Raw genomic sequence first — 20,073 nt, 5'->3', positions numbered from 1 at the left:
GCGGGGCTCTTCGCTCGACCGTGTCCGGTCAGCTGCCGTCGACAGGCGGTCGGGGGTCGGGGATCGGAGGGGCGAACCCGCTCCGTCGCCGTGGCTCCCGCACCGCCCGCGGGCTCATCGCAGCGGGTCTCCCGGACGGCCCGCGTCGGGCAGGTCGTGGCGGGTCTCACCGGCCTGCGGCGGGCGGCTCACGTCGCCCCGCCACGCGCCGGTCTCCGCGCCGCGGCCCTCGATGAACTCCTTGAACCGCTCCAGGTCGCCCTTCACCCGGTGGTCGACCAGGCCGACCGCCGCGCCGGCCTTCTCGGTCAGCGTCTGCGGGTCGTACTCCATCTGCACGTGCACCCGCGTGCGGCGGTCGTCGAGGCGGTGGAACGTCACCACACCACCCTGCGGCGGACCGTCGACCGTGTGCCAGGCGACCCGCTCGTCGGGGTGCTGCTCGGTGATCTCGGCGTCGAACTCCCGCGTCACCCCGCCGATCTTGGTGACCCAGTGGGTCCGGGTGGGAGTGACCTGGGTGATCCGCTCGACGCCCTCCATGAACTGCGGGAACGACTCGAACTGCGTCCACTGGTTGTACGCGGTCGTGACCGGGACCTCGACGTCCACGGACTTCTCGATCGTCGTCACTGCAAACAACCTCTCCTCGGGGAATCGAGTTCGACAGGTGAGTACCCACCAACACGGCTCCCACACACATGTCAATCCATCGGGTGGTGACGGGGAGTAGCGCTTTGCCGAGAAGTGTTTGCTTCACTTCTCACCGGCTAACTCTCCTCTGTGGACCACTACCCCGACGCGGTGCTCTTCGACCGCGATGGCACGCTCATCAGCGACGTGCCCTACAACGGTGATCCGGGCGAGGTTCGGCTGATGCCCGGTGCACGCGAGGTCGTGCGCCTGCTGCGCGCCCACGGCGTGCGCACGGGTGTGGTCACCAACCAGTCCGGCATCGGCCGCGGCCTGCTCACCCGCGCGCAAGTGGACGCGGTGAACGCCAGGGTCGAGGTCCTGCTCGGCCGGTTCGGCACCTGGCAGGTCTGCCCGCACCACCCGGACGACGGCTGCCCGTGCCGCAAGCCCTCGCCCACCATGGTCCTCAACGCCTGCGAGGAGCTCAACGCGCGCCCCGAGCGCACCTACTTCATCGGCGACATCGAAGCGGACGTCAAAGCGGCCCTGGCCGCGGGTGTCACGCCGATCCTCGTGCCGACCCCGGTGACCCTGCCCGACGAGGTCGACCGCGCGCCGCACACGGCGCCCGACCTCCGCGCCGCGGTGGCGATGGTCCTATGAGGACGTTGGTGGCCAGGCTCGACAACGACGGCGACGTCCTGCTCGCCGGTCCGGCGGTGCGCGCCGCCGCGCACGCGGGCGAAGTCGTGCTGTTGTGCGGCCACTCCGGCGCGCAGGCGGCCGAGTTGCTGCCCGGCGTGCAGCGGGTCGTCCGCTGGGACTGCCCGTGGATCGCCAACCCCGCACCGGACGTCCGCACACCGGACATCGAGGGAATCGTGGCCCTGCTCAGGGGCGTCCGCGCCGACGTCGCGCTGGTCCTCACCTCCTTCCACCAGAGCCCGCTGCCGCTCGCGCTGCTGCTGAAGCTCGCCGGCGTGCCGAAGGTCGTGGCACGCTCCACGGACTACCCCGGCTCGCTGCTGGACGTCCGGCTGCGCGACGACCCCGACATCCCGGAGGCCGAACGCGCGCTGGAAGTCGCCCGCGCCGCCGGGTTCGAGCTGCCGCCGGGCGACGACGGCAGGTTGGCGATCACCGACCCGCCGGAGCCGGCCGAGATCGGCCCGTACGTCGTCGTGCACCCGGGCGCGTCCGTGCCCGCCCGCGCCTGGTCGCCGGACCGGTGCGCGCAGGCCGTCACCGCGCTCGTCGAAGCCGGGCACCGCGTCCTGGTCACCGGCGGCCCGAACGAGACCGAGCTGACCCGCCACGTGGCCGGTGCGCACGGCGTCGACCTCGGCGGCCGGACCACGTTCGCCGAACTGGCCGGGCTGCTGGCCCGCGCGGACGCCGTCGTGGTCGGCAACACCGGGCCCGCGCACCTGGCCGCCGCGGTCGGCACGCCGGTCGTGTCCCTGTTCTCTCCCGTGGTGCCCGCCCGCCGGTGGGCTCCGTACGGGCCGCACGTGGTGCTGGGCGACCAGAACGCACCGTGCCGCGACTCGCGCGCACGCGAGTGCCCGGTGCCCGGCCACCCGTGCCTTGACCGGGTGACGCCCGACCAGGTCGTCACCGCCGTAGCCGAACTCGCGGGGGTGCGGACGTGAAGATCCTGCTGTGGCACGTGCACGGTTCGTGGACGAACGCGTTCGTCCGGGGCGGTCACGAGTACCTGGTCCCGGGGCCGCCCCGGGGCATCGGCCTGGCCGGGCGCGACTGGCCAGCCGCGCGCGAGGTCGACCTGTCCGGGCTGTCCGGCGCGGACGCCGACATCGCGGTGCTGCAACGGCCCGAGGAGGTCGGTCTGGTCCCGACCGGCATCCCGGTCGTGTACCTGGAGCACAACACGCCCCAGTACCCGAACCAGGCGCACCCGCTCAAGGACTGGCCGGGCACGATCGTCCACGTCACCCACTTCAACGACCTGATGTGGGACTGCGGCACCGCGCGCACGGTCGTCATAGAACACGGAGTGGTCGATCCCGGTCCCCGGTACACCGGCGAGCTGCCCCGTGCCGCCGTCGTGGTCAACGAGCCCGTGCGGCGCGGACGCGTGGTCGGCACCGACCTGCTGCCCCGCTTCGCCGAGGCCGCCCCGCTGGACGTCTACGGCATGAAGACCGAGAAGCTCGGTGAGATGGGGCGCGGCGACCACGACCTGGAGTCGCTGCACCGGGAACTGGCCCTGCGACGCCTCTACCTGCACCCCGTGCGGTGGACGTCGCTGGGGCTGTCGCTGATCGAGGCGATGCACCTGGGGATGCCCGTGGTGGCGTTGGCGTGCACGGAGGTCGTGCGCGCCGTGCCGCCGGAGGCCGGCGTGGTGTCCACCGACGTGGACGAGCTGGTGCGGGGCGTGGCCGAGCTGGTCGCGGACCCCGCGCTGGCCAGGCAGAAGGGGAAGCAGGCCAGGGAGTTCGCCCTGGCCCGGTACGGACTCGACGCCTTCCTGCGGAGTTGGGACCGGTTGTTGACAGGAGTGAGCGGATGAGGATCGCGATGGTGTCCGAGCACGCCAGCCCGTTGGCGGCTCTGGGCGGTGTCGACGCCGGCGGGCAGAACGTGCACGTCGCCGCCTTGTCGGCGGCGCTGTCGGCACTCGGGCACGACGTGGTGGTCTACACCCGTCGCGACGACCCGGGTCTGCCCGAGCGGGTGCGCACCGAGCAGGGCTACGACGTGGTGCACGTGCCGGCCGGACCGCCCCGCGCCGTGCCCAAGGACGACCTGCTGCCGCACATGGGCGAGTTCGCCCGGTTCCTGGAGCGGCAGTGGTTCGAGGACCGGCCCGACGTCGTGCACGCGCACTTCTGGATGTCCGGCCTCGCCTCGGTGCCGGCCGCCCGCAAGGTCGGCGTGCCGTTCGTGCAGACGTTCCACGCCCTGGGCACGGTCAAGCGCAGGCACCAGGGCGCGGACGACACCAGCCCGGCCGAGCGGATCGGCATCGAGCGGATGATCGGGCGTGAAGCCGACCGGATCGCCGCGACGTGCGACGACGAGGTGACCGAGCTGATGCGCATGGGCGTGCGGCGGTCGCGGATCACCGTCGTGCCGTGCGGGGTCGACCCGACGCGGTTCCGGCCCGAGGGCCCGGTCGACCGCCGCGGCTACCCGCACCGGATCGTCTCCGTCGGCCGGTTGGTGCCGCGCAAGGGCTTCCAGGACCTGATCACCGCGTTGCGGTCGCTGCCGGACACCGAGCTGGTCATCGCGGGCGGCCCGGTGGAGGTGGGGTCCGACCCGGAGGCGCGCCGGCTGGCCGCCCACGCGGAGCGCCTCGGCGTGCGGAACCGGCTGTGGCTGGCGGGGCAGGTGTCGCGGGATGCGATGCCCGAGCTGCTGCGCTCGGCCGACGTGGTGGCGTGCGTGCCCTGGTACGAGCCGTTCGGGATCGTGCCGCTGGAGGCCATGGCGTGCGGCGTGCCGGTGGTGGCCAGCGCGGTCGGTGGCCTGACCGACACGGTCGTGGACGGCGTCACGGGCGTGCTGGTGCCGCCGCGCGACCCGTCCGCCCTCTGCCGCGCCCTCCGCTCGCTGCTCGTGGACGAGGCACGTCGGGAGGCGTGCGGGCTCGCGGGCCTGGACCGGGTCGGCGTGCGCTACACGTGGAACCGGATCGCCGAGGACACCGAACGCGTCTACGAGCGGGTCACGGCGGGTCGGGCCGTGGCCGTGGGAGGCACCCGATGACCGTCGAGACCCACCTGAACGGACTGGCCCAGTCGCTGGCCGGGCTGCGCGCCCAGGCGCCGCGGCTGACCCGCTGGGGCGGTGTGCTGGCCCGCAGGCTCACCGACGGCGGTCGGCTGCTGGCGGCGGGCAACGGCGGGTCGGCCGCCGAGGCGCAGCACCTGACCGCCGAGCTCGTCGGCCGGTTCCGCGACGACCGGCGGCCGTTCTCGGCGATCGCGCTGTGCTCGGAGTCCTCCAGCGTCACCGCGATCGGCAACGACTACGGCTACGACCAGGTGTTCGCCCGGCAGGTCACCGCGCACGCCCGGCCGCAGGACGTGGTCGTGCTGCTGACCACCAGCGGGCGCAGCCCCAACCTGCTCGAGGCGGCGAAGGCGGCCCGGCAGGCGGGCGCGCACGTGTGGGCGATGACGGGTCCGACCCCGAACCCGCTGGCGGAGGCGGTGGACGAGGTGCTGGCGCTGCCCGGTGAGCCCGCGAACGTGCAGGAAGCCCAGTTGGTGGCCGTGCACGCCCTGTGCGCCGCGTTCGAAGCCGCGCTGCCGACCTCGGAACGGAGGGTCTCGTGAAGCTGGTCGTCGTCGGCGACTCGTTGCTGGACATCGACGTGGTGGGCACGGCCGACCGGTTGTGCCCGGACGCGCCCGCACCGGTGCTGGACGTCCAGGAGGAACGTGCCCGGCCCGGTGGTGCGGGTTTGGCCGCGGCCCTGGCCGCCGCCGACGGAGTGGACGTCACGCTGGTCAGCGCGGTGGCCGACGACGAGGACGGCCACCGCCTGCGCGGCGAGCTGGCCCGCGTCCCGTCCGTGCTCGGACCGTCGCCCACGCCCACCCCGGTCAAGACCCGGCTGCGGTGCGGCGACCAGTCGATCGCCCGCCTGGACCGGGGCGGCGGCTCCGGCGTGCCGCAGGCCACCGACGACATGCTCGACGCCGTGCTGGAGGCCGACTACGTCCTGGTCTCCGACTACGGTCGCGGCCTGGTCCGCGACGAACGGCTGCGCGGCGTGCTCGCCCGCCGCCCCGTCGTGTGGGACCCGCACCCGCGCGGCCCGGCCCCGGTGCCCGGTGCGCGCCTGGTCACGCCGAACGCGTCCGAGGCCAAGGCGTTCAGCGGTCACGCCGACCCGATGGACGCGCTCGACGCGTTGCGCGCCAAGTGGCGGGCACGCGCGGTCGTCGTGACGCTCGGCGCGGGTGGCGCGCTGCTGCACGGCGGCGGCACGCCGGTCGCCGTGCCCGCGCCGCGCGTCCCCGTGGTCGACCCGTGCGGTGCGGGGGACCGGTTCGCGGTGACGGTCGCCGCGCGGCTCATGGGCGGCGCGGCGATGGACGACGCGATCGCCGCCGGCGTCACGTCGGCCGCCGAGTTCCTGCGCGGCGGCGGGGCGTCGGGCTTCCGGCCGGTCGACCAACTGTCCAGTGTGGACGCAGTGCGTGCGCGTGGTGGCACGGTCGTCGCCACCGGCGGCTGCTTCGACCTGCTGCACGCCGGTCACGTCCGCACCCTGCGCGCCGCCCGGTCGCTCGGCGACTGCCTGGTGGTGTGCCTGAACTCCGACGCGTCCGTGCGCCGGCTCAAGGGACCGGACCGGCCGGTCACCAAGGAGCAGGACCGGGTCGAGGTGCTGCGCGCGTTGGGCTGCGTGGACGACGTCGTCGTGTTCGAGGACGACACGCCGGAGCGCGTGCTGGCGGCCCTGCGCCCGGACGTGTGGGTCAAGGGCGGCGACTACACCGTGGAGTCGTTGCCGGAAGCGGATCTGGTCAAGGGGTGGGGTGGGCGAACCGTCGTCGTGCCCTACCACCGGGGCCGTTCGACCACCGAGATGCTGTCGAGGAGGGGCTGATGCTCGGTCAGGTGCTGGTGACCGGAGGCGCGTCCGGCTTGGGCGCGGCCGTGGTGCACGCGGTGCACGAGTTGGGTGGGCAACCGCTGGTGCTGGACAAGGCCGCGCCGTCGTCGTCGGAGGTGGTCGACTTCGAGTCGGTCGACCTGTCCGACACCAGGGCGGCGGAACGCGCGGTGCGGGCGATCGCCGAGCGCAACGGCGGCCTGCGGGCCGTCGTCACGGCGGCGGGCACGGACGCGTGCGGCCGGCTGGACGAGGTGTCCGGCGCCGACTGGGACCGGGTGGTGATGGTGAACCTGCTCGGTACCGCGGCCGTGGTGCGGGCGGCGTTGCCCCTGCTGGACGGCGGACGCGTGGTGACCATCGCGTCCACGCTCGGCATCAAGGCGGTCAGCGACGCCACCGCGTACTGCGCCTCGAAGTTCGGCGTGGTCGGCTTCACCCGGGCGCTGGCGGCCGAGACCGCCGGCCGCGTCGGCGTCACGCTGGTCATCCCCGGCGGCATGCGCACGCGCTTCTTCGACGACCGGGCCGAGCAGTACCGGCCGCCGGACGACAGCAAGCTGAACCCGCCCGAGCGGGTCGCCGACGCGATCGTGTTCGCGCTGCGCCAGCCCGAGGGGTGCGAGGTGCGCGAGCTCGTGGTCGCGCACGCCGAGGAGGGATCGTGGCCGTAGCCTCCCGGCTCGACACCGGGAAGGCGTTCGCCCGGGTCATCCTGCCGACGCTGGCCAAGGGCGTGGTCCAGCGCCGCCGCCCGGTGACGGCGTTGGCCGGGAAGGTGCGGGTTGACGCCGCGGCGGTGGCCACGATGAAGCGGTTCCGGGAGCGGTACGGCCCGGAACCGCTGCGCCTGCGGGTGACCGGGCGCAGCATCGCGCTGCTGCTGGACCCGCTGGACGTGGCCCGGCTGCTGGCCGAGTCACCGGAGCCGTTCGCGCTGGCCACCACCGAGAAGAAAGCCGCGCTCGAGCACTTCCAGCCGCACGGCGTGCTGATCTCGACGGGCGCGGAGCGGGAGCGGCGGCGCGCGGTGAACGAGGACGTGCTGCGGCCGGACAAGGTGGACGTGCGGGCGATCGTGGCCGACGAGGCCGACCTGCTGCTGCGGCACGTCCGCGGCACCGGTCGGCTCACGTGGGACTCGTTCGCGCAGGCGTGGTGGCGGGCGGCCCGGCGGATCGTGCTCGGGTCGTTCGCCCGGGAGGACGTCGAGCTGACCGACATGTTGCAGACGTTGCGGGGCAACGCGAACTGGGCTTACCTGCACCCGCGCCGGGAGGCGTTGCGGCAGCGGTTCGAGTCGCGGTTGCGCGAGCACCTGGCGCGTGGCGAGCCGGGCAGCCTGGCGGGCCTCGGGTCGGTGGACGAGCTGCTGGGGCAGGTGCCGCACTGGCTGTTCGCGTTCGACGCGGCGGGCATCGCCACGATGCGCGCGCTGGCCATCGGCGGCGCGGGCGAAGCCGGGATCTGGGAGTCGGTGCGGCTGTGGCCCACGACACCGGTGATCCTGCGCGAGAGCACCGAACCCACCCGCTGGCACGGCACGTGGTTGCCCGAGCGCACCACGTTCATCGTGTTCGTGCCGTACTTCCACCGCGACCCGGACCGGTTGCCCTACGCCGACGCGTACGCGCCGGAGAACTGGCCCGCGCCCAGCGATCCGGGCCTGGTGCCGTTCAGCGGCGGTCCGGGCATCTGCCCCGGGCGTGACCTCGTGCTGGTCGCCGGCGGGGCCATGCTGGACGCGTTGCGCGACCACCTGGCCGTGCCGACGCTGCGGGCGCCGCTGCCCGCCACGCTGAACCACTTCGAGCTGACTTTCGTCACTCGTCGTGATGATTAAGAAATCCCCCTTTTGGGTAAGTGGTGGCGGTGAGTCAGGCTGAGGAGTCCCACCAACGACGGTTGGCCCGCAACCTCAACGAGCTGTTGCAGGAGCTGCGCGTGGCGCAGGCGGGCGTGCAGATCCTGTTCGGCTTCCTGTTGTCGATCGTCTTCACGGAGCGCTACGCGTCGGCCGATGCCTACATCCGCGCGACCCATCTGATCACCATCCTGTTCGCCGGTGGGGCCGTGGCGCTGCTCACCGCGCCCGCGCCCTGGCACCGGCTGCTCTTCCGCCGCGGCAGGCGCGAGGACGTGATCGAGATCGCCAACCGCTTCGCGATCGCCGGGCTGGTGTGCCTGGCCCTGGCCATGACCGGCACGATCCTCATGCTCGGCGAGGTGATCGTCGGTGGCTGGATCGCGATCGTGATGGGCGTGTTCGCTGCGCTGGTGTTCGGCACGCTGTGGTTCGCCTGGCCGTGGTACGAGCGCAGGCGGGACACCGTCACGGACGGTGACGAGGACGACGAGGACCGCATCGAGTGAGCGGGTTTCCCGCGACATTCGGCGGAGGAAGCGCACGGCGTTCTCCCGCCACCTTCAACTTATAGCGCACCCCCGGGCTTGCGGCAAGCCCCCGGTGATGCCGCAGAATGCCACGGCCAAGGCCAGGACCTGCGGAAACCGGGGGCACGTGTCCACTCAGGGTTATGACGGAGAACTGCGTTCCGAGCGCTGCTACGTGGCGGACCTCCACCGGAGGCTCGACGCCGAACGGGCGCGCGTGAAGGAGCGGTACGACGCGGCGCTGCTGGGCACCGGCGGCACCGCGCTGGAGCGGGACGACGAGGTGCGCGCGCTGGCCAAGGAGGTGAAGCGGCTGGCCGTGGCGGACAACGGGCTGTGCTTCGGCCGGTTGGACGCCGTGTCGGGGGAGCGCTCCTACATCGGGCGGATCGGCCTGTTCGACGAGGACGACGAGTACGAACCGGTGCTGCTCGACTGGCGTGCGCCCGCGTCGCGCCCGTTCTACGTCGCCACCGCGGCCAACCCGGAGGGCATGCGCCGTCGCCGCCAGTTCCACACCCGCCGCCGCGAGGTGCTCGACTTCACCGACGAGGTGCTCGGCCGCCCGGACGGCGCGGAGCGCGGGGACGCGGCGCTGCTCGCGGCGGTCAACGCGCCGCGCGGCGAGGGCATGCGCGACATCGTGGCGACGATCCAGGCCGAGCAGGACGAGATCATCCGGCTCGACCACCCCGGCGTGCTGGTGATCGAGGGCGGTCCGGGCACCGGGAAGACCGTGGTGGCGCTGCACCGGGTGGCTTACCTGCTCTACACGCGGCGCGAGCGGATGGAACGGCACGGTGTGCTGGTCGTCGGGCCCAACCCGGCGTTCCTGAACCACATCGGCCGCGTCCTGCCGTCGCTGGGCGAGTCCGACGTGGTCTTCATGACGCCCGGCGACCTCGTGCCCGGCCTGCGCGTCACCGCCGAGGACGCACCGGAGGCCGCGCGGCTCAAGGGCTCGCTGAAGATCCTGGACGTGCTCGCGGCGGCGGTGGCGGACCGGCAGCGGCTGCCGGAGGAGCCGCTGGTGGTCGAGCTGGGCGGCGTCCGCGGGCGGATCGACGCCGAGACCGCGCGGTGGGCCCGGGAGGAGGCGCGCACCAGCGGGCTGCCGCACAACGAGGCTCGCGCGGTGTTCGCCGAGATCGTCACCTACGTGCTCACGGAACGCGCGATCGCCCGGATCGGCAAGGACTGGCTGACCCGGTCCGACCGCGAGTCGTGGGAGCGCCTGCGGGCGGACCTGGTCAAGGAGCTCGCCGAGGACGAGGCCTTCACCGCCGCGCTGGACGAGCTGTGGCCGGTCCTGACGCCGGAATCGCTGCTGTCCGCGCTCTACGCGTCACCGGAGCGGTTGCGGGCGGCCGGTGCCGACCAGGCGCTGTGGCGCGCCGACGGCGACGCCTGGACCGTGTCGGACGTGCCGCTGCTGGACGAGCTGGTCGACCTGCTCGGTCGCGACAAGTCCGACGACCGGGCCGCCGAGCGCCGGCGGCAGGCGGAGACGCGGTACGCCGCCGAGGTGCTGGACAGCCTCGTCGGGAGGCAGGACTCGATGGACGACGAGGACCACCTGTTCGCCACCGACCTGCTCTACGCCGAGGACCTGGCCGACCGCGTGCTGGAGCGCGACACCCGCGAACTGGTGGAACGCGCTTCCGCGGACCGCGACTGGACCTACCGGCACGTCGTGGTGGACGAGGCGCAGGAGCTGTCCGAAATGGACTGGCGGGTCCTGGTGCGGCGCTGTCCCGGTCGGTCGTTCACCGTGGTCGGCGACCTCGCGCAACGCCGCTCGCCGGCCGGTGCGACGTCGTGGGGCGCGATGCTGGAGCCGTACGCGCCCGGCCGCTGGGCCTACCGGTCGTTGACGGTCAACTACCGCACCCCGGCGGAGATCATGGCCGTCGCCGCCGCGGTGCTCGCCGAGTTCGCGCCCGACGTGACGCCGCCGGAGTCGGTGCGCGCGTGCGGCGTCCAGCCGTGGTCCCGGCAGGTCGGCGGGGACGAGCTGGCCGCCGCCGTGGCGGAGTTCGTCCGGGCCGAGGCCGACCGGGAGGGCACCAGCGTGGTGATCGGGCCACCCGGCGTGCCCGGCGCGGTGCCCGCGTCGGAGACCAAGGGGCTGGAGTTCGACGCCGTGCTGGTCGTGGAACCGGAGCACATCCTGGCCGACGGCCCGCGCGGCTGGGCCGAGCTCTACGTCGCGCTCACCCGGGCCACGCAACGCCTCGGCGTCGTGCACCAGGGCCCGTTGCCGCCCGCGCTGCGCGGGTTGGTGGCGGTCGGCGCGCCCGCGACGGCGTGACGGGCTCGCGGCCGGTCCCGAGTCGGGACCGGCCGCGAACCGGCGGTCACCCGGACTCGTCGGTCGAGTCGTGCGGCGCGCCCACCGGCTTGGACTGCGACGAGCCGCGCTGGCGCAGGTAGACGCTCAGCACCACCATCGACCCGATGGCCAGGAACTCCGACTGCCAGTTCTGCAGCGAGCGGTTCCAGAAGTCGGGCGACAGCACGTAGTCCCACCAGGACACCGGGTCCTGGAACGCGTTCAACCGGTCGTTGTTGTACTTGCTGCGCCCGGCGATCGACTGGGTCAGCCAGGAGCCGACGAACAGCCCGAGCATGACCAGGCCGAGCGAGTTCGAGTACAGCTTGGTGCGCCAACCACCGGCCTTCGCCCACGGCGGCGACTGCTCCTCCAGGTGCGCGCCGAGCAGTTGGTCCTCGTCGGACTCCGCGCCCAACCGCTCGGCGGTCTTCGACTCGGTGGACCCCTTCTGCATCAACCACACCGTGGCGAAGATGAACAGGAAGAACTGGAGGTACTCGGACTGCCAGTTCTCCGCCACGTCCACCGCGAAGTCCGACGACGCCACGTACTGCCAGAAACCGATCGGGTCGCCGCCGTCGGCCAACCGGTGGTCGTTGAGGTCGGCGTTGCCCGCGAACGCCTGGCCGATCAGCGAGGCCAGGAACAGCAGTCCGAACGCCAGCCCCAACCCGTTGTCCCGCAGGAACCTCTTCACAGCCCCACCAACCCGATGACGCTGAAGCACACCAACAACGCCAGCACGCCCAGCAGGTACGCGTAGAACATGCCCCGCTGCGTCACGGCCCACCCACCTCGCACCGGTACGGCCGCTCGCCCCGCGACTCGCAGCCCGCGCCGGCCACCCGCCACCCCGACGTCACGTCCCGCAGGAACAGCACGTCGGCGGAGGTGCGGACGATCGCCGCGTCACCCCAGACCTCCACCGACCGGACCGTCCCACCCGGAACGTCCAGCGACGAGCACTCCACGTCCTCGCGGGCCTTCTCGGTGAGCAGGCCGCACGCCCGGTCGGAGTCGCCCGAGGACACCGCCGCGGTGAACTCCTCCGCCGCCCGCCGGACCAGGTCGTCCGAACCCGTGCCGCAGCCACCCAGCACCAGGACCGCCGGCAACGCCACGGCGGCACACCACCGGAAGCGGATCATCACAGGACGGTAACCCCTCACGGGCGCAGCAGCACCTTGACCGCGTTGTCCTGCTTGCGCTGGAAGATCTCGTAGGCGTGCGGCGCCTGGTCGAGCGGCATGTGGTGGGTGGCGAAGGAGTCGACGCCGAGCGGGTCGTCGTCGGTGAGCAGCGGCAGGATCTCCGGCACCCAGCGCCACACGTTGGCCTGGCCCATGCGCAACTGCACCTGCTTGTCGAACAGGGTCAGCATCGGCATCGGGTCGGCCATCCCGCCGTACACGCCGGAGATCGAGATGGTGCCGCCGCGCCGCACGATCTCGATCGCCAACCGCAGCGCGTGCAGCCGGTCCACCCCCGCATTCCGCATGAACGGCGCCGCGATGGCGTCCGGGAGCAGGCCGACGGCCTGGTGGGCGAGCTTCGCGACCGGCGCGCCGTGCGCCTCCATGCCCACCGCGTCGATCACGGCCTCCGGCCCGCGACCGCCGGTGAGCTCACGGATGTGGTCCACGAGGTGCTTGTCCCGCGCGTTCAGCACGGTCACGCCGTTGCCGCGCGCCCGCGCCATGCGCTCGGGCACCAGGTCGACCCCGATCACCGTCTCGACACCCCGGTGCTGCGCGATGCGCGTAGCCATGTCGCCGATCGGCCCGAGCCCGAGCACGACCAGGCTGTCCCGCGTGCCCGCGTACTCCACCGCCTGCCACGCCGTGGGCAGCACGTCGGACAGGTACACGAACCGGTCGTCCGCCGGGCCCTCCGGAACCTTGATCGGCAACGTGTTGCCGAACGGCACGCGCAGGTACTCGGCCTGCGCGCCGGGTACCTGGCCGTACAGCTTGGTGTAGCCGAACAGCGCCGCGCCCGAGCCCTGCTCGCGCACCTGGGTCGTCTCGCACTGCGACTGGAGGCCGCGATCGCACATGAAGCAGGTGCCGCACGAGATGTTGAACGGCACCACGACCCGGTCGCCGGGCTGGACCGCCGTGACCTCCGCCCCGACCTCCTCCACCACGCCCATCGGCTCGTGCCCGAGGATGTCGCCCTCGTCGATGAACGGACCCATCACCTCGTACAGGTGCAGGTCGGAACCGCACAGCCCGGTGGACGTGATGCGGACGATGATGTCGCTCGGCTCCTTGAGGACGGGGTCCGGCACGGTGTCCACCCGAACGTCCCGCTTGCCGTGCCAGGTGACGGCCTTCATCGGTGCTCCTCCCGCCGTTGTGGAACTGACCGGAGCGTTCCCGGCACGGCGTGTGGCAAACACCGGCCCGGGTACCCGCAGCCCATGAGCGCACCACTACCCCAGGACCGGGCGGGCGCGCCGACGCGCGCGATCGTGACCGGGTCGGACTCCGGCATCGGCAAGGCCATCGCGGTCGCCCTGGCGGGCGGCGGTGTGGACGTCGGCATCACCTACCACTCCGACGCCGACGGCGCCGAGGCCACCGCGCGGGAGGTCCGCGGGCAGGGCGTGCGGGCGGTCGTGCGGCAGCTCGACCTGACCGACCTGCCCACCGCCGCGTCCGCGGTCGACGACCTCGCGGCCGAGCTGGGCGGCGTCGACGTGCTGGTGAACTGCGCCGGCACCGGGTCCGCGCAGAAGGCCGTGGACATGGACTTCGACACGTGGCGCGGTGTGCTGTCGGTCGACCTCGACGGCGCGTTCCTGTGCGCGCAGCGCGCGGCGAAGCACATGATCGCGGCCGGTCGGGGCGGTCGGATCATCAACATCACGTCGGTGCACGAGCACCAACCCAGGGTCGGTGCGGCGCCCTACTGCGCGGCCAAGGCCGGGCTGGGCGCGTTGACCAAGGTGCTGGCGCTGGAACTGGCCGAGCACGCCATCACGGTGAACTCGGTCGCGCCCGGCGAGATCTCCACCCCGATGACGGGCCAGGAGGACGTCGACCCGCGCACCGAGCCGCGGCCGGGTGTGCCGCTGGGCCGTCCGGGGCACGCGAGCGAGGTGGCGTCGGTGGTGGCGTTCCTGGCGACGCCGGCGGCCGGCTACGTGACCGGCGCGTCGTTCGTGGTGGACGGCGGCATGACCTTGATGGGACCCCAGGCGAGCCAGCTCCTGACCGACCGCGAGTGGCTCGAACCCTGACCGCTCAGGGGGTGCGGTCCGACCGGGCCGCACCCCCCGGGCGTCGGGTGCTACGACCGGGCCTTGGCGGTCTTGCGGTTGTTCGCCTTGCCGATCGCCTCGACCAGCTCCTGCTTGGTCATGGTCGACCGGCCGGGCACGTCCAGGCGCTTGGCCAGGTCGTACAGGTGCTGCTTGCTGGCGTTGGCGTCCACGCCGCCGGCCGTCTTGCCCTGCTTCGGCGTGCTGCGCGCGGCCTGCTTGTCGGACGGGCCCTTCTGCTGCTTGGGCTCCCAGTGGTCGCCGACCTTCTCGAACGAGTGCTTCAACGCGGCGAACGCGGTCCGGTGCGAGCGCCGGCCCTCGCCGTAGGTCTGCACGGCCGAGTCGTGCGCCTTGATCCACGTCCGCTGCGCCTTCTTCGACGAGCGCGCGATCGTGCTCGGCAACTCCTCACGTCCGGGCATGGCTGTCCTCCTCGGGGCTCCGACTCGGGTTTCACCTCGGCCACGGGGGTACCCGGAGGCCATGACGGACATGCGTGTCGACGCACTCGACGTCCACAGCCCGGTCGACGGTCAGCTGATCGGCTGGCTGCCCATCGCCACGGACGAGGACGTGGCCGGCTCGGTGCTCACCGCGCGTGAAGCGCAGCCCGGTTGGGCGGCGACACCCGCCGCCGAACGGGGAGCCGCGCTCAAGGCCGCAGCGCAGGCGATCCGCGAGCACGCGACCGAGCTGGCGAACGCCGTGCACTCCGAGACCGGCCGCCCGGCCGCGTCCGCGCGCGACGGTGTGCTGGCCGGTGTGTCCACGTTGGAGCAGTACGCCGAGCTGGGACCGGTCCACCGCGGCCGGTCGTTGCAGGGGTCGCACGACGCCGCCGACTTCATGCTGCCCGAGCCGCGCGGCGTGGTCGTCGCGCTCACCCCGTGGAACGACCCGGTCGCGGTGGCGTGCGGCCTGCTCGGAGCGGCCCTGGTGACCGGCAACACCGTCGTGCACAAGCCGAGCGAGCGGTGCCCGCACACCGGTGTGCTGCTCGCGCAGCTCATGGTCGACCACTTCCCGCCGGGCGTGCTGCAGAGCCTCACCGGCGACGCCTCGGTGGGCGCGGCGCTGGCCGCGTCACCCCACGTGGACGTCGTCGCGCACGTCGGCGGCACGGCCACCGGACGCTCCATCGCGGCCACCTGCGCCCGGACCGGCGCGAAGGCGCTGCTGGAGAACGGCGGCAACGACCCGCTGCTGGTCGACGCCGACGTGGACCCGGTGTGGGCGGCCGGGCAGGCGGCGATCGGCGCGTTCACCAACGCGGGCCAGCTGTGCACGTCCGTGGAGCGGATCTTCGTGCACGAGGCGGTGGCCGGGGAGTTCCTGGCCGCGCTGTGCGAGGAGGCACGCCGCTGGAACGCCGACCCGCAGCCGCTGGTCGACCTGCGGATGCGCGGGCACGTGCACGCGCACGTCGCCGAAGCGGTGGCGGACGGCGCCCGGCTCCTGGTCGGCGGCGAGGTCCCGGACCGCGAGGGCGCCTACTACCCGGCGACCGTGCTCGACCACTGCACGCCGGACATGCGCGTGCTGCGGGAGGAGACGTTCGGCCCGGTGGCGCCCGTGCGCGTGGTGCCGTCGTTCGAGGTGGGCCTGGCGGAGGCGTGCGTGGACGAGCACGGCCTGGCCGCGACCGTGCTGACCGGGTCGATGGCGCACGCGCAGCAGGCGTGGCGGGCGCTGCCGGTGGGCACCGTGAAGGTCAACGCGGTGTTCGGCGGCGCGCCCGGCGGGGCGGCCCAGCCGCGCCGCGGTTCGGGCACCGGGTTCGGCTACGGCCCGGAGCTGCTGGACGAGATGACCACGGTCAAGGTCGTGCACCTCGGCCAGGCTCAGATCCAGCCCTCGTCCCAGGCGAGCCGGGCGGCCTCGTAGCGGGTGCGCACGCCCAGCTTGGTCATCGCCGACGACAGGTAGTTGCGCACGGTGCCCGCCGCCAGGTGGGCCTCGCGCGCGATCGTCGCCACCGTGCCGCCTCGCAGCGCGTACCGCAGCACGTCCAGCTCGCGCGCGGTCAGCGGGCACGCGCCCTCGGTGAGCGCGGCGGCGGCGATCTCGGAGTCCACGTACCGCCGGCCCGCGTGCACGTCCCGCAGGATCGAGGCGAGCTGCGCGGCCGGCGTCGTCTTGGGCACGAAGCCGCGCACGCCCGCGCTCAACGCCCGCCGCAGCACGCCGGGCCGCGCGTGCCGGGTGACGATGACCACCGCGACGCCGTCCAGCCCGCGCACCGCCTCGGCCGCCAGCACACCGTCGCGCCGGGGCATCTCCAGGTCGAACACCGCGATGTCGGGCCGGTGCGCCCGCACCGCCGCCACCGCCGCCTCGCCGTCGCTGGCCTGGGCGACCACCTCGATGTCGTCCTCCAGCGCGAGCAACGCCGCCAGCGCACCACGGATCAGGTCCTCGTCGTCGGCCAGCACCACGCGGATCACCGGCCGACCCCCGCCCTGCCGACCAGCTCGAACCCCTCCGACCGGGCCGGGCCGCCCTCGACCCGCCCGCCGACCGCGGCGAACCGCTCGCGCAGCCCGGCCAGCCCCGCGCCCACGTCGCCCGCGCCGGCGCCGGCCTTGCCCGCACCCGCGAAGTCGGCGGGCACGCCGTCGTTGCGCAGCCGCACGCACACCTGGCCGTCGACCACGTCGATCAGCAGGTCGCACCGCCGCGCCCGGCTGTGCCGCAGCACGTTCGTCGTGCCCTCCCGCACCAACGCGCCGAACAGCGGCTGCAACGGCGGCGGCACGTCCGCCGCGTCCCCCTCGACCGTCGTCTCGATGCCCGCCGCCCGCAGCACGCCCACCGCGTTGGTGATCTCGGTGCCCAGGCTCGCCCGCCGGTAGCCCTGCACCACCTCGCGGGTCTCCCGCAGCGCCGTGCGGGCCAGCTCGGCCACCTCACCCGCGTGCTGCCTGGCCAGCTCGTCGTCCCGGCCGATCAGCCGCTGCGCCAGCTCGCCCTTCAGCGCGATCGCCTGCAGGTGGTGGCCCTGGATGTCGTGCAGGTCGGCGGCGAACCGCAGCCGCTCCTCGGCCACGGCCAGGGCCTCGGCGGTCCGGCGGCTCTCCTCCTGCTTCACCGCCAGGTCCCAGATCCACAGCTGGGCGAGGTCGGCGAACACCAGCGCGAGCACCATCGCGCCCGCCAGGACCATCGCGGGCTGCGCGTCGGGACCGCCGAACAGCCCGCCCACGGCGACCGAGAGCACCGTCATCACCGCCACCAGCGGCCAACGGCCGCGCGCCGGCGTGACCGCGCCCACGTGCGCGACCACCAGCGCGGGCAGCATGGCCCAGGCCGGCAGGAACCCGTTCGCGCCGCTCGTCGCCGCCCACGCGCCCAGCGCCACGGCGAACGTCGCCGCGTGCTCCCACGGGGAACCGTCGCCGCGCCCCAGCCCGATCATCGCCCGCCGCATGTACCGGGTGTGCTGGCCGATCACCACCGCCACGGCGACCACCAGCGCCACCGACTCCAGCACGCCGTAGTCGTGGGTGAACAGGTCGAGCACCGTGCCGAGGCCGGCCACCACGCCGCCGGCCACCACGGTCCACCACGTGTAGCGGCGGAGCCTGTTCAGGGGAGTCACACCGACGAATCTACGAGTCGGGTCGCACCGCTGTCTGCTGACATCTGTCACACGGACCGGTGCGCCGCGGCACTGGGTGCGGCCCACGGCGGCGGCCAGCATGGTGGCCATGGGAGAGAAAGTGATCGACGTGGCGGACCTGAGGTGCCGCTACGGCGACTTCGAAGCCGTGCGAGGGGTGGACTTCGAGGTCCGGCGCGGTGAGCTGTTCGCGCTGCTGGGCACCAACGGCGCGGGCAAGACCACCACCATGGAGACGTTGGAGGGGCTGCGCGCCCCGTTCGGCGGCACCGTGCGGGTGCTCGGGCTGGACCCGTTCCGGGAACGGGCGGCGCTGCGGTCGCGCACCGGGATCATGCTGCAGGACAGCGGGTTCCCGGCCGACCTGACCGCGCGCGAGATGGTGGCGCTGTGGGGCGTCACGAGCGGTCGGCGGGCCACCGAGGACGTGCTGGCGCGGCTGGACCTGGCGCACCGGCGCGACGTGCGGATCAAGCAGCTCTCCGGCGGCGAGCGGCGGCGGCTGGACCTCGCGCTCGCCGTGCTGGGGCGGCCCGAGCTGCTGTTCCTGGACGAGCCGACGACCGGGCTCGACCCCGAATCGCGGCAGCGGACGTGGGAGGTCGTGCGGGGCCTGCTGGCCGAGGGCACGACCGTCGTGCTGACCACGCACTACCTGGAGGAGGCCGAGTCGCTCGCGCACCGGCTCGCGATCATGCACGAGGGGCGGGTGGCGGTGTCCGGGGCTCTGGTGGACGTGCTCGCCGCCCAGCCCGCCCGGATCGAGTTCGACCTGCCCGGCCCGCTCGACGTGGGCGCGCTGCCGATGCTGTCCGGCGACGTGGTGCACCGGCCGTCCGGCCGGGTCGAGGTACGCACGTCCGACCTGCAGGACGACCTGGCGCTGCTGCTGGCGTGGGCGGGGCGGGAGGGCCTGCGGTTGGGTCGGATCCGGGCGCACCACGCATCGCTGGAGGACGTGTTCCACAACGCCCGCACGGGCAGGGAGGTCGTGGCCGCATGATCGCCGCACTGGGCGTGGCCGAGCTGAAGCTCCTGCTGCGCAACCGGACCGCCGCCGCGCTGGCCGTGCTGATGCCGATGGCCGCCGGCCTGTACTTCGCGCTCGCGATGGACGGCGAGCAGACCGGCTGGACGATGGTCGTGACGCTGCAACTGCTGTTCTCGTTCGGGTTCACCGTGTACGTGACGGTGACGACCGCGTTGACCGCCCGCCGCCAGGACCTCTACCTCAAGCGGCTGCGGACGGGCGCGGCGTCCGACGTCGTGGTGCTGACCGGCGTCCTGCTGCCGGTGGTGCTGCTCGGGCTCGCGCAGGCGCTCGTGCTGCTGGGCATCAGCGTGGCGGCGGGCGCGCCCCTGCCTGCCCGGCCCGAGCTCCTGGTGCCCGCGCTGGTCGGCGGCGTGGCGCTGAGCTGCGCGGCGGGCGTGGCCACCAGCGGGGTGACGGGCACGGCCGAGCTGGCCCAGATCACCACCGCGCCGTTCTTCTTCGCGCTGGTCGTCGGCGGCCTGTTCGGCTCGAACGGCGAGGTGGACCCGTGGGTGTTCCTGGTGCCGGGCACGGGCCTGGGCACGCTGGTCGACGCCGCGTGGGGCGGCCCGACCGACCAGGTCGGCCCGGCCGTGCTGGCGGTGGCCCTGTGGACCGTCGCGGCCACCGCCCTGGCCACCCGCTTCTTCCGCTGGGACCCGCGCGGGTAGCGATCAGCCGGCGGGGGAGAAGTCGGCGCTCTGCACGTACGCCATGGCCGCGACGAACGCGGGGTCGGCCATCCGGGCGGGCAGCTCGTCCTGGGTCGGCTCCGCGACGCGCTGGTGCACCCACCACAGGTTGCCGAACGGGTCGCGCAGGCGGCTGACCCGGTCGCCCCAGAACAGCTCGGTCGGCTCGGTCACCACGACCGAGCCGCGCGCGACGGCCCGGCGCAGCACCTCGGCGTCGTCGGCGACGTAGAGCCGCAGGAACGCGGGGGTGGCGGGCCATCCCGGCCGGTCGAACATCATCACCACCGAGTCGCCGACGCGGACCTCGGCGTGGCCGACCACCCCGTCGGCCTCCACCCGGCCGAGCTCGACGCCGTCCAGCACGGCGACCGTGAAGTCGATCAGCTCGGCCGTGCGGCCGGCGGTGATGATCCAGGGCGTGACGGTGTGGTAGCCGTCGGGCACGACGTTCACTCGATCGTCTCCTCGTCGGTCGTGTTCGCTGCGGACCACGT

At 73.5% G+C, this 20,073-nt stretch carries 22 protein-coding genes; 14 read left to right on the top strand and 8 right to left on the bottom strand.

All coding sequences use genetic code 11. From position 1 onward, the window contains the following. Window positions 1–114: 114 nt before the first annotated feature. Window positions 115–633: an SRPBCC family protein gene (locus FHX81_RS09030; protein ID WP_141976872.1), complete on the bottom strand. Its 519-nt coding sequence runs from the start codon at window positions 631–633 to the stop codon at window positions 115–117. Window positions 634–783: 150 nt separating this feature from the next. On the opposite strand from FHX81_RS09030, the gene FHX81_RS09025 reads away from it, so the two are divergent. The 10 genes from FHX81_RS09025 to helR all read left to right on the top strand — a co-directional run bounded on the left by FHX81_RS09025 (window position 784) and on the right by helR (window position 10,940). Beyond that, complete coding sequence (locus FHX81_RS09025; protein ID WP_170231985.1) at window positions 784–1,299, top strand: D-glycero-alpha-D-manno-heptose-1,7-bisphosphate 7-phosphatase; 516 nt, start codon at window positions 784–786, stop codon at window positions 1,297–1,299. Then, a complete protein-coding gene (locus tag FHX81_RS09020; protein ID WP_141976870.1) occupies window positions 1,296–2,288 on the top strand; it encodes a glycosyltransferase family 9 protein in 993 nt (330 codons plus the stop codon). The genes FHX81_RS09025 and FHX81_RS09020 overlap by 4 nt, the downstream gene beginning before the upstream one ends. Then, a complete protein-coding gene (locus tag FHX81_RS09015) occupies window positions 2,285–3,172 on the top strand; it encodes a glycosyltransferase (protein WP_141976868.1) in 888 nt (295 codons plus the stop codon). Before FHX81_RS09020 ends, FHX81_RS09015 begins: the two co-directional genes overlap by 4 nt. After that, window positions 3,169–4,374 carry a glycosyltransferase gene (locus FHX81_RS09010; protein WP_141976866.1) on the top strand — a complete coding sequence of 402 codons (1,206 nt, stop codon included), beginning with the start codon at window positions 3,169–3,171 and terminating at the stop codon, window positions 4,372–4,374. Before FHX81_RS09015 ends, FHX81_RS09010 begins: the two co-directional genes overlap by 4 nt. Beyond that, a complete protein-coding gene (locus FHX81_RS09005; RefSeq protein WP_141976864.1) occupies window positions 4,371–4,946 on the top strand; it encodes a D-sedoheptulose-7-phosphate isomerase in 576 nt (191 codons plus the stop codon). The genes FHX81_RS09010 and FHX81_RS09005 overlap by 4 nt, the downstream gene beginning before the upstream one ends. Further along, window positions 4,943–6,229 carry a D-glycero-beta-D-manno-heptose 1-phosphate adenylyltransferase gene (gene rfaE2, locus FHX81_RS09000; protein ID WP_141976862.1) on the top strand — a complete coding sequence of 429 codons (1,287 nt, stop codon included), beginning with the start codon at window positions 4,943–4,945 and terminating at the stop codon, window positions 6,227–6,229. Before FHX81_RS09005 ends, rfaE2 begins: the two co-directional genes overlap by 4 nt. Further along, entirely contained in the window at window positions 6,229–6,909 is a 681-nt protein-coding gene (locus tag FHX81_RS08995) for an SDR family oxidoreductase (RefSeq protein WP_141976860.1), read from the top strand. Before rfaE2 ends, FHX81_RS08995 begins: the two co-directional genes overlap by 1 nt. Then, window positions 6,900–8,078 (top strand): cytochrome P450, encoded by a 1,179-nt coding sequence (locus FHX81_RS08990; RefSeq protein ID WP_141976858.1) that lies wholly within the window; start codon window positions 6,900–6,902, stop codon window positions 8,076–8,078. The genes FHX81_RS08995 and FHX81_RS08990 overlap by 10 nt, the downstream gene beginning before the upstream one ends. 29 nt (window positions 8,079–8,107) lie before the next feature. Continuing rightward, window positions 8,108–8,608 carry a DUF6328 family protein gene (locus FHX81_RS08985; protein WP_141976855.1) on the top strand — a complete coding sequence of 167 codons (501 nt, stop codon included), beginning with the start codon at window positions 8,108–8,110 and terminating at the stop codon, window positions 8,606–8,608. A gap of 148 nt (window positions 8,609–8,756) precedes the next feature. Beyond that, window positions 8,757–10,940 carry an RNA polymerase recycling motor ATPase HelR gene (gene helR, locus FHX81_RS08980; protein WP_211363777.1) on the top strand — a complete coding sequence of 728 codons (2,184 nt, stop codon included), beginning with the start codon at window positions 8,757–8,759 and terminating at the stop codon, window positions 10,938–10,940. A 46-nt stretch (window positions 10,941–10,986) separates the two neighbouring features. On the opposite strand, the gene FHX81_RS08975 is transcribed toward helR, so the two are convergent. The 3 genes from FHX81_RS08975 to FHX81_RS08965 form a co-directional block, all read right to left on the bottom strand. After that, window positions 10,987–11,661, bottom strand: coding sequence for a DUF6766 family protein (locus FHX81_RS08975; protein ID WP_141976853.1), 675 nt, complete (start codon window positions 11,659–11,661; stop codon window positions 10,987–10,989). A gap of 82 nt (window positions 11,662–11,743) precedes the next feature. After that, complete coding sequence (locus FHX81_RS08970; protein WP_141976851.1) at window positions 11,744–12,112, bottom strand: hypothetical protein; 369 nt, start codon at window positions 12,110–12,112, stop codon at window positions 11,744–11,746. A 17-nt stretch (window positions 12,113–12,129) separates the two neighbouring features. Next, entirely contained in the window at window positions 12,130–13,302 is a 1,173-nt protein-coding gene (locus FHX81_RS08965) for a zinc-dependent alcohol dehydrogenase (RefSeq protein WP_141976849.1), read from the bottom strand. An 84-nt stretch (window positions 13,303–13,386) separates the two neighbouring features. On the opposite strand from FHX81_RS08965, the gene FHX81_RS08960 reads away from it, so the two are divergent. Next, window positions 13,387–14,208, top strand: a complete 822-nt coding sequence (locus FHX81_RS08960; RefSeq protein ID WP_141976847.1) for an SDR family oxidoreductase — start codon at window positions 13,387–13,389, stop codon at window positions 14,206–14,208. 50 nt (window positions 14,209–14,258) lie between these two features. Here FHX81_RS08960 and FHX81_RS08955 read toward each other — a convergent pair whose 3' ends face one another. Beyond that, window positions 14,259–14,654, bottom strand: coding sequence for a ChaB family protein (locus tag FHX81_RS08955; RefSeq protein ID WP_141976845.1), 396 nt, complete (start codon window positions 14,652–14,654; stop codon window positions 14,259–14,261). A 70-nt stretch (window positions 14,655–14,724) separates the two neighbouring features. On the opposite strand from FHX81_RS08955, the gene FHX81_RS08950 reads away from it, so the two are divergent. Next, window positions 14,725–16,116 carry an aldehyde dehydrogenase family protein gene (locus FHX81_RS08950; RefSeq protein WP_425473879.1) on the top strand — a complete coding sequence of 464 codons (1,392 nt, stop codon included), beginning with the start codon at window positions 14,725–14,727 and terminating at the stop codon, window positions 16,114–16,116. On the opposite strand, the gene FHX81_RS08945 is transcribed toward FHX81_RS08950, so the two are convergent. Continuing rightward, entirely contained in the window at window positions 16,074–16,676 is a 603-nt protein-coding gene (locus tag FHX81_RS08945; protein ID WP_141976841.1) for a response regulator transcription factor, read from the bottom strand. The two genes, FHX81_RS08950 and FHX81_RS08945, sit on opposite strands and share 43 nt — an antisense overlap. After that, entirely contained in the window at window positions 16,673–17,830 is a 1,158-nt protein-coding gene (locus FHX81_RS08940) for a sensor histidine kinase (protein WP_141976839.1), read from the bottom strand. Before FHX81_RS08940 ends, FHX81_RS08945 begins: the two co-directional genes overlap by 4 nt. A 109-nt stretch (window positions 17,831–17,939) precedes the next feature. Here FHX81_RS08940 and FHX81_RS08935 point away from each other — a divergent pair, with 109 nt between their 5' ends. Both FHX81_RS08935 and FHX81_RS08930 read left to right on the top strand, forming a co-directional pair. Beyond that, window positions 17,940–18,854 (top strand): ABC transporter ATP-binding protein, encoded by a 915-nt coding sequence (locus FHX81_RS08935; RefSeq protein WP_141976837.1) that lies wholly within the window; start codon window positions 17,940–17,942, stop codon window positions 18,852–18,854. Then, window positions 18,851–19,555, top strand: a complete 705-nt coding sequence (locus FHX81_RS08930) for an ABC transporter permease (protein ID WP_141976835.1) — start codon at window positions 18,851–18,853, stop codon at window positions 19,553–19,555. The genes FHX81_RS08935 and FHX81_RS08930 overlap by 4 nt, the downstream gene beginning before the upstream one ends. A gap of 3 nt (window positions 19,556–19,558) precedes the next feature. Here FHX81_RS08930 and FHX81_RS08925 read toward each other — a convergent pair whose 3' ends face one another. Further along, the gene (locus FHX81_RS08925) at window positions 19,559–20,032 is read right to left on the bottom strand and encodes a VOC family protein (RefSeq protein WP_141976833.1); all 474 of its coding nucleotides are present in this window, start codon (window positions 20,030–20,032) and stop codon (window positions 19,559–19,561) included. Window positions 20,033–20,073 lie beyond the last annotated feature (41 nt).

Origin of the sequence: Saccharothrix saharensis (assembly GCF_006716745.1) — a bacterium.
GTDB lineage: Bacteria > Actinomycetota > Actinomycetes > Mycobacteriales > Pseudonocardiaceae > Actinosynnema > Actinosynnema saharense.
The sequence above is the reverse complement of the archived record's forward strand: the minus strand, read 5'-3'. Positions and strand labels throughout refer to the sequence as shown.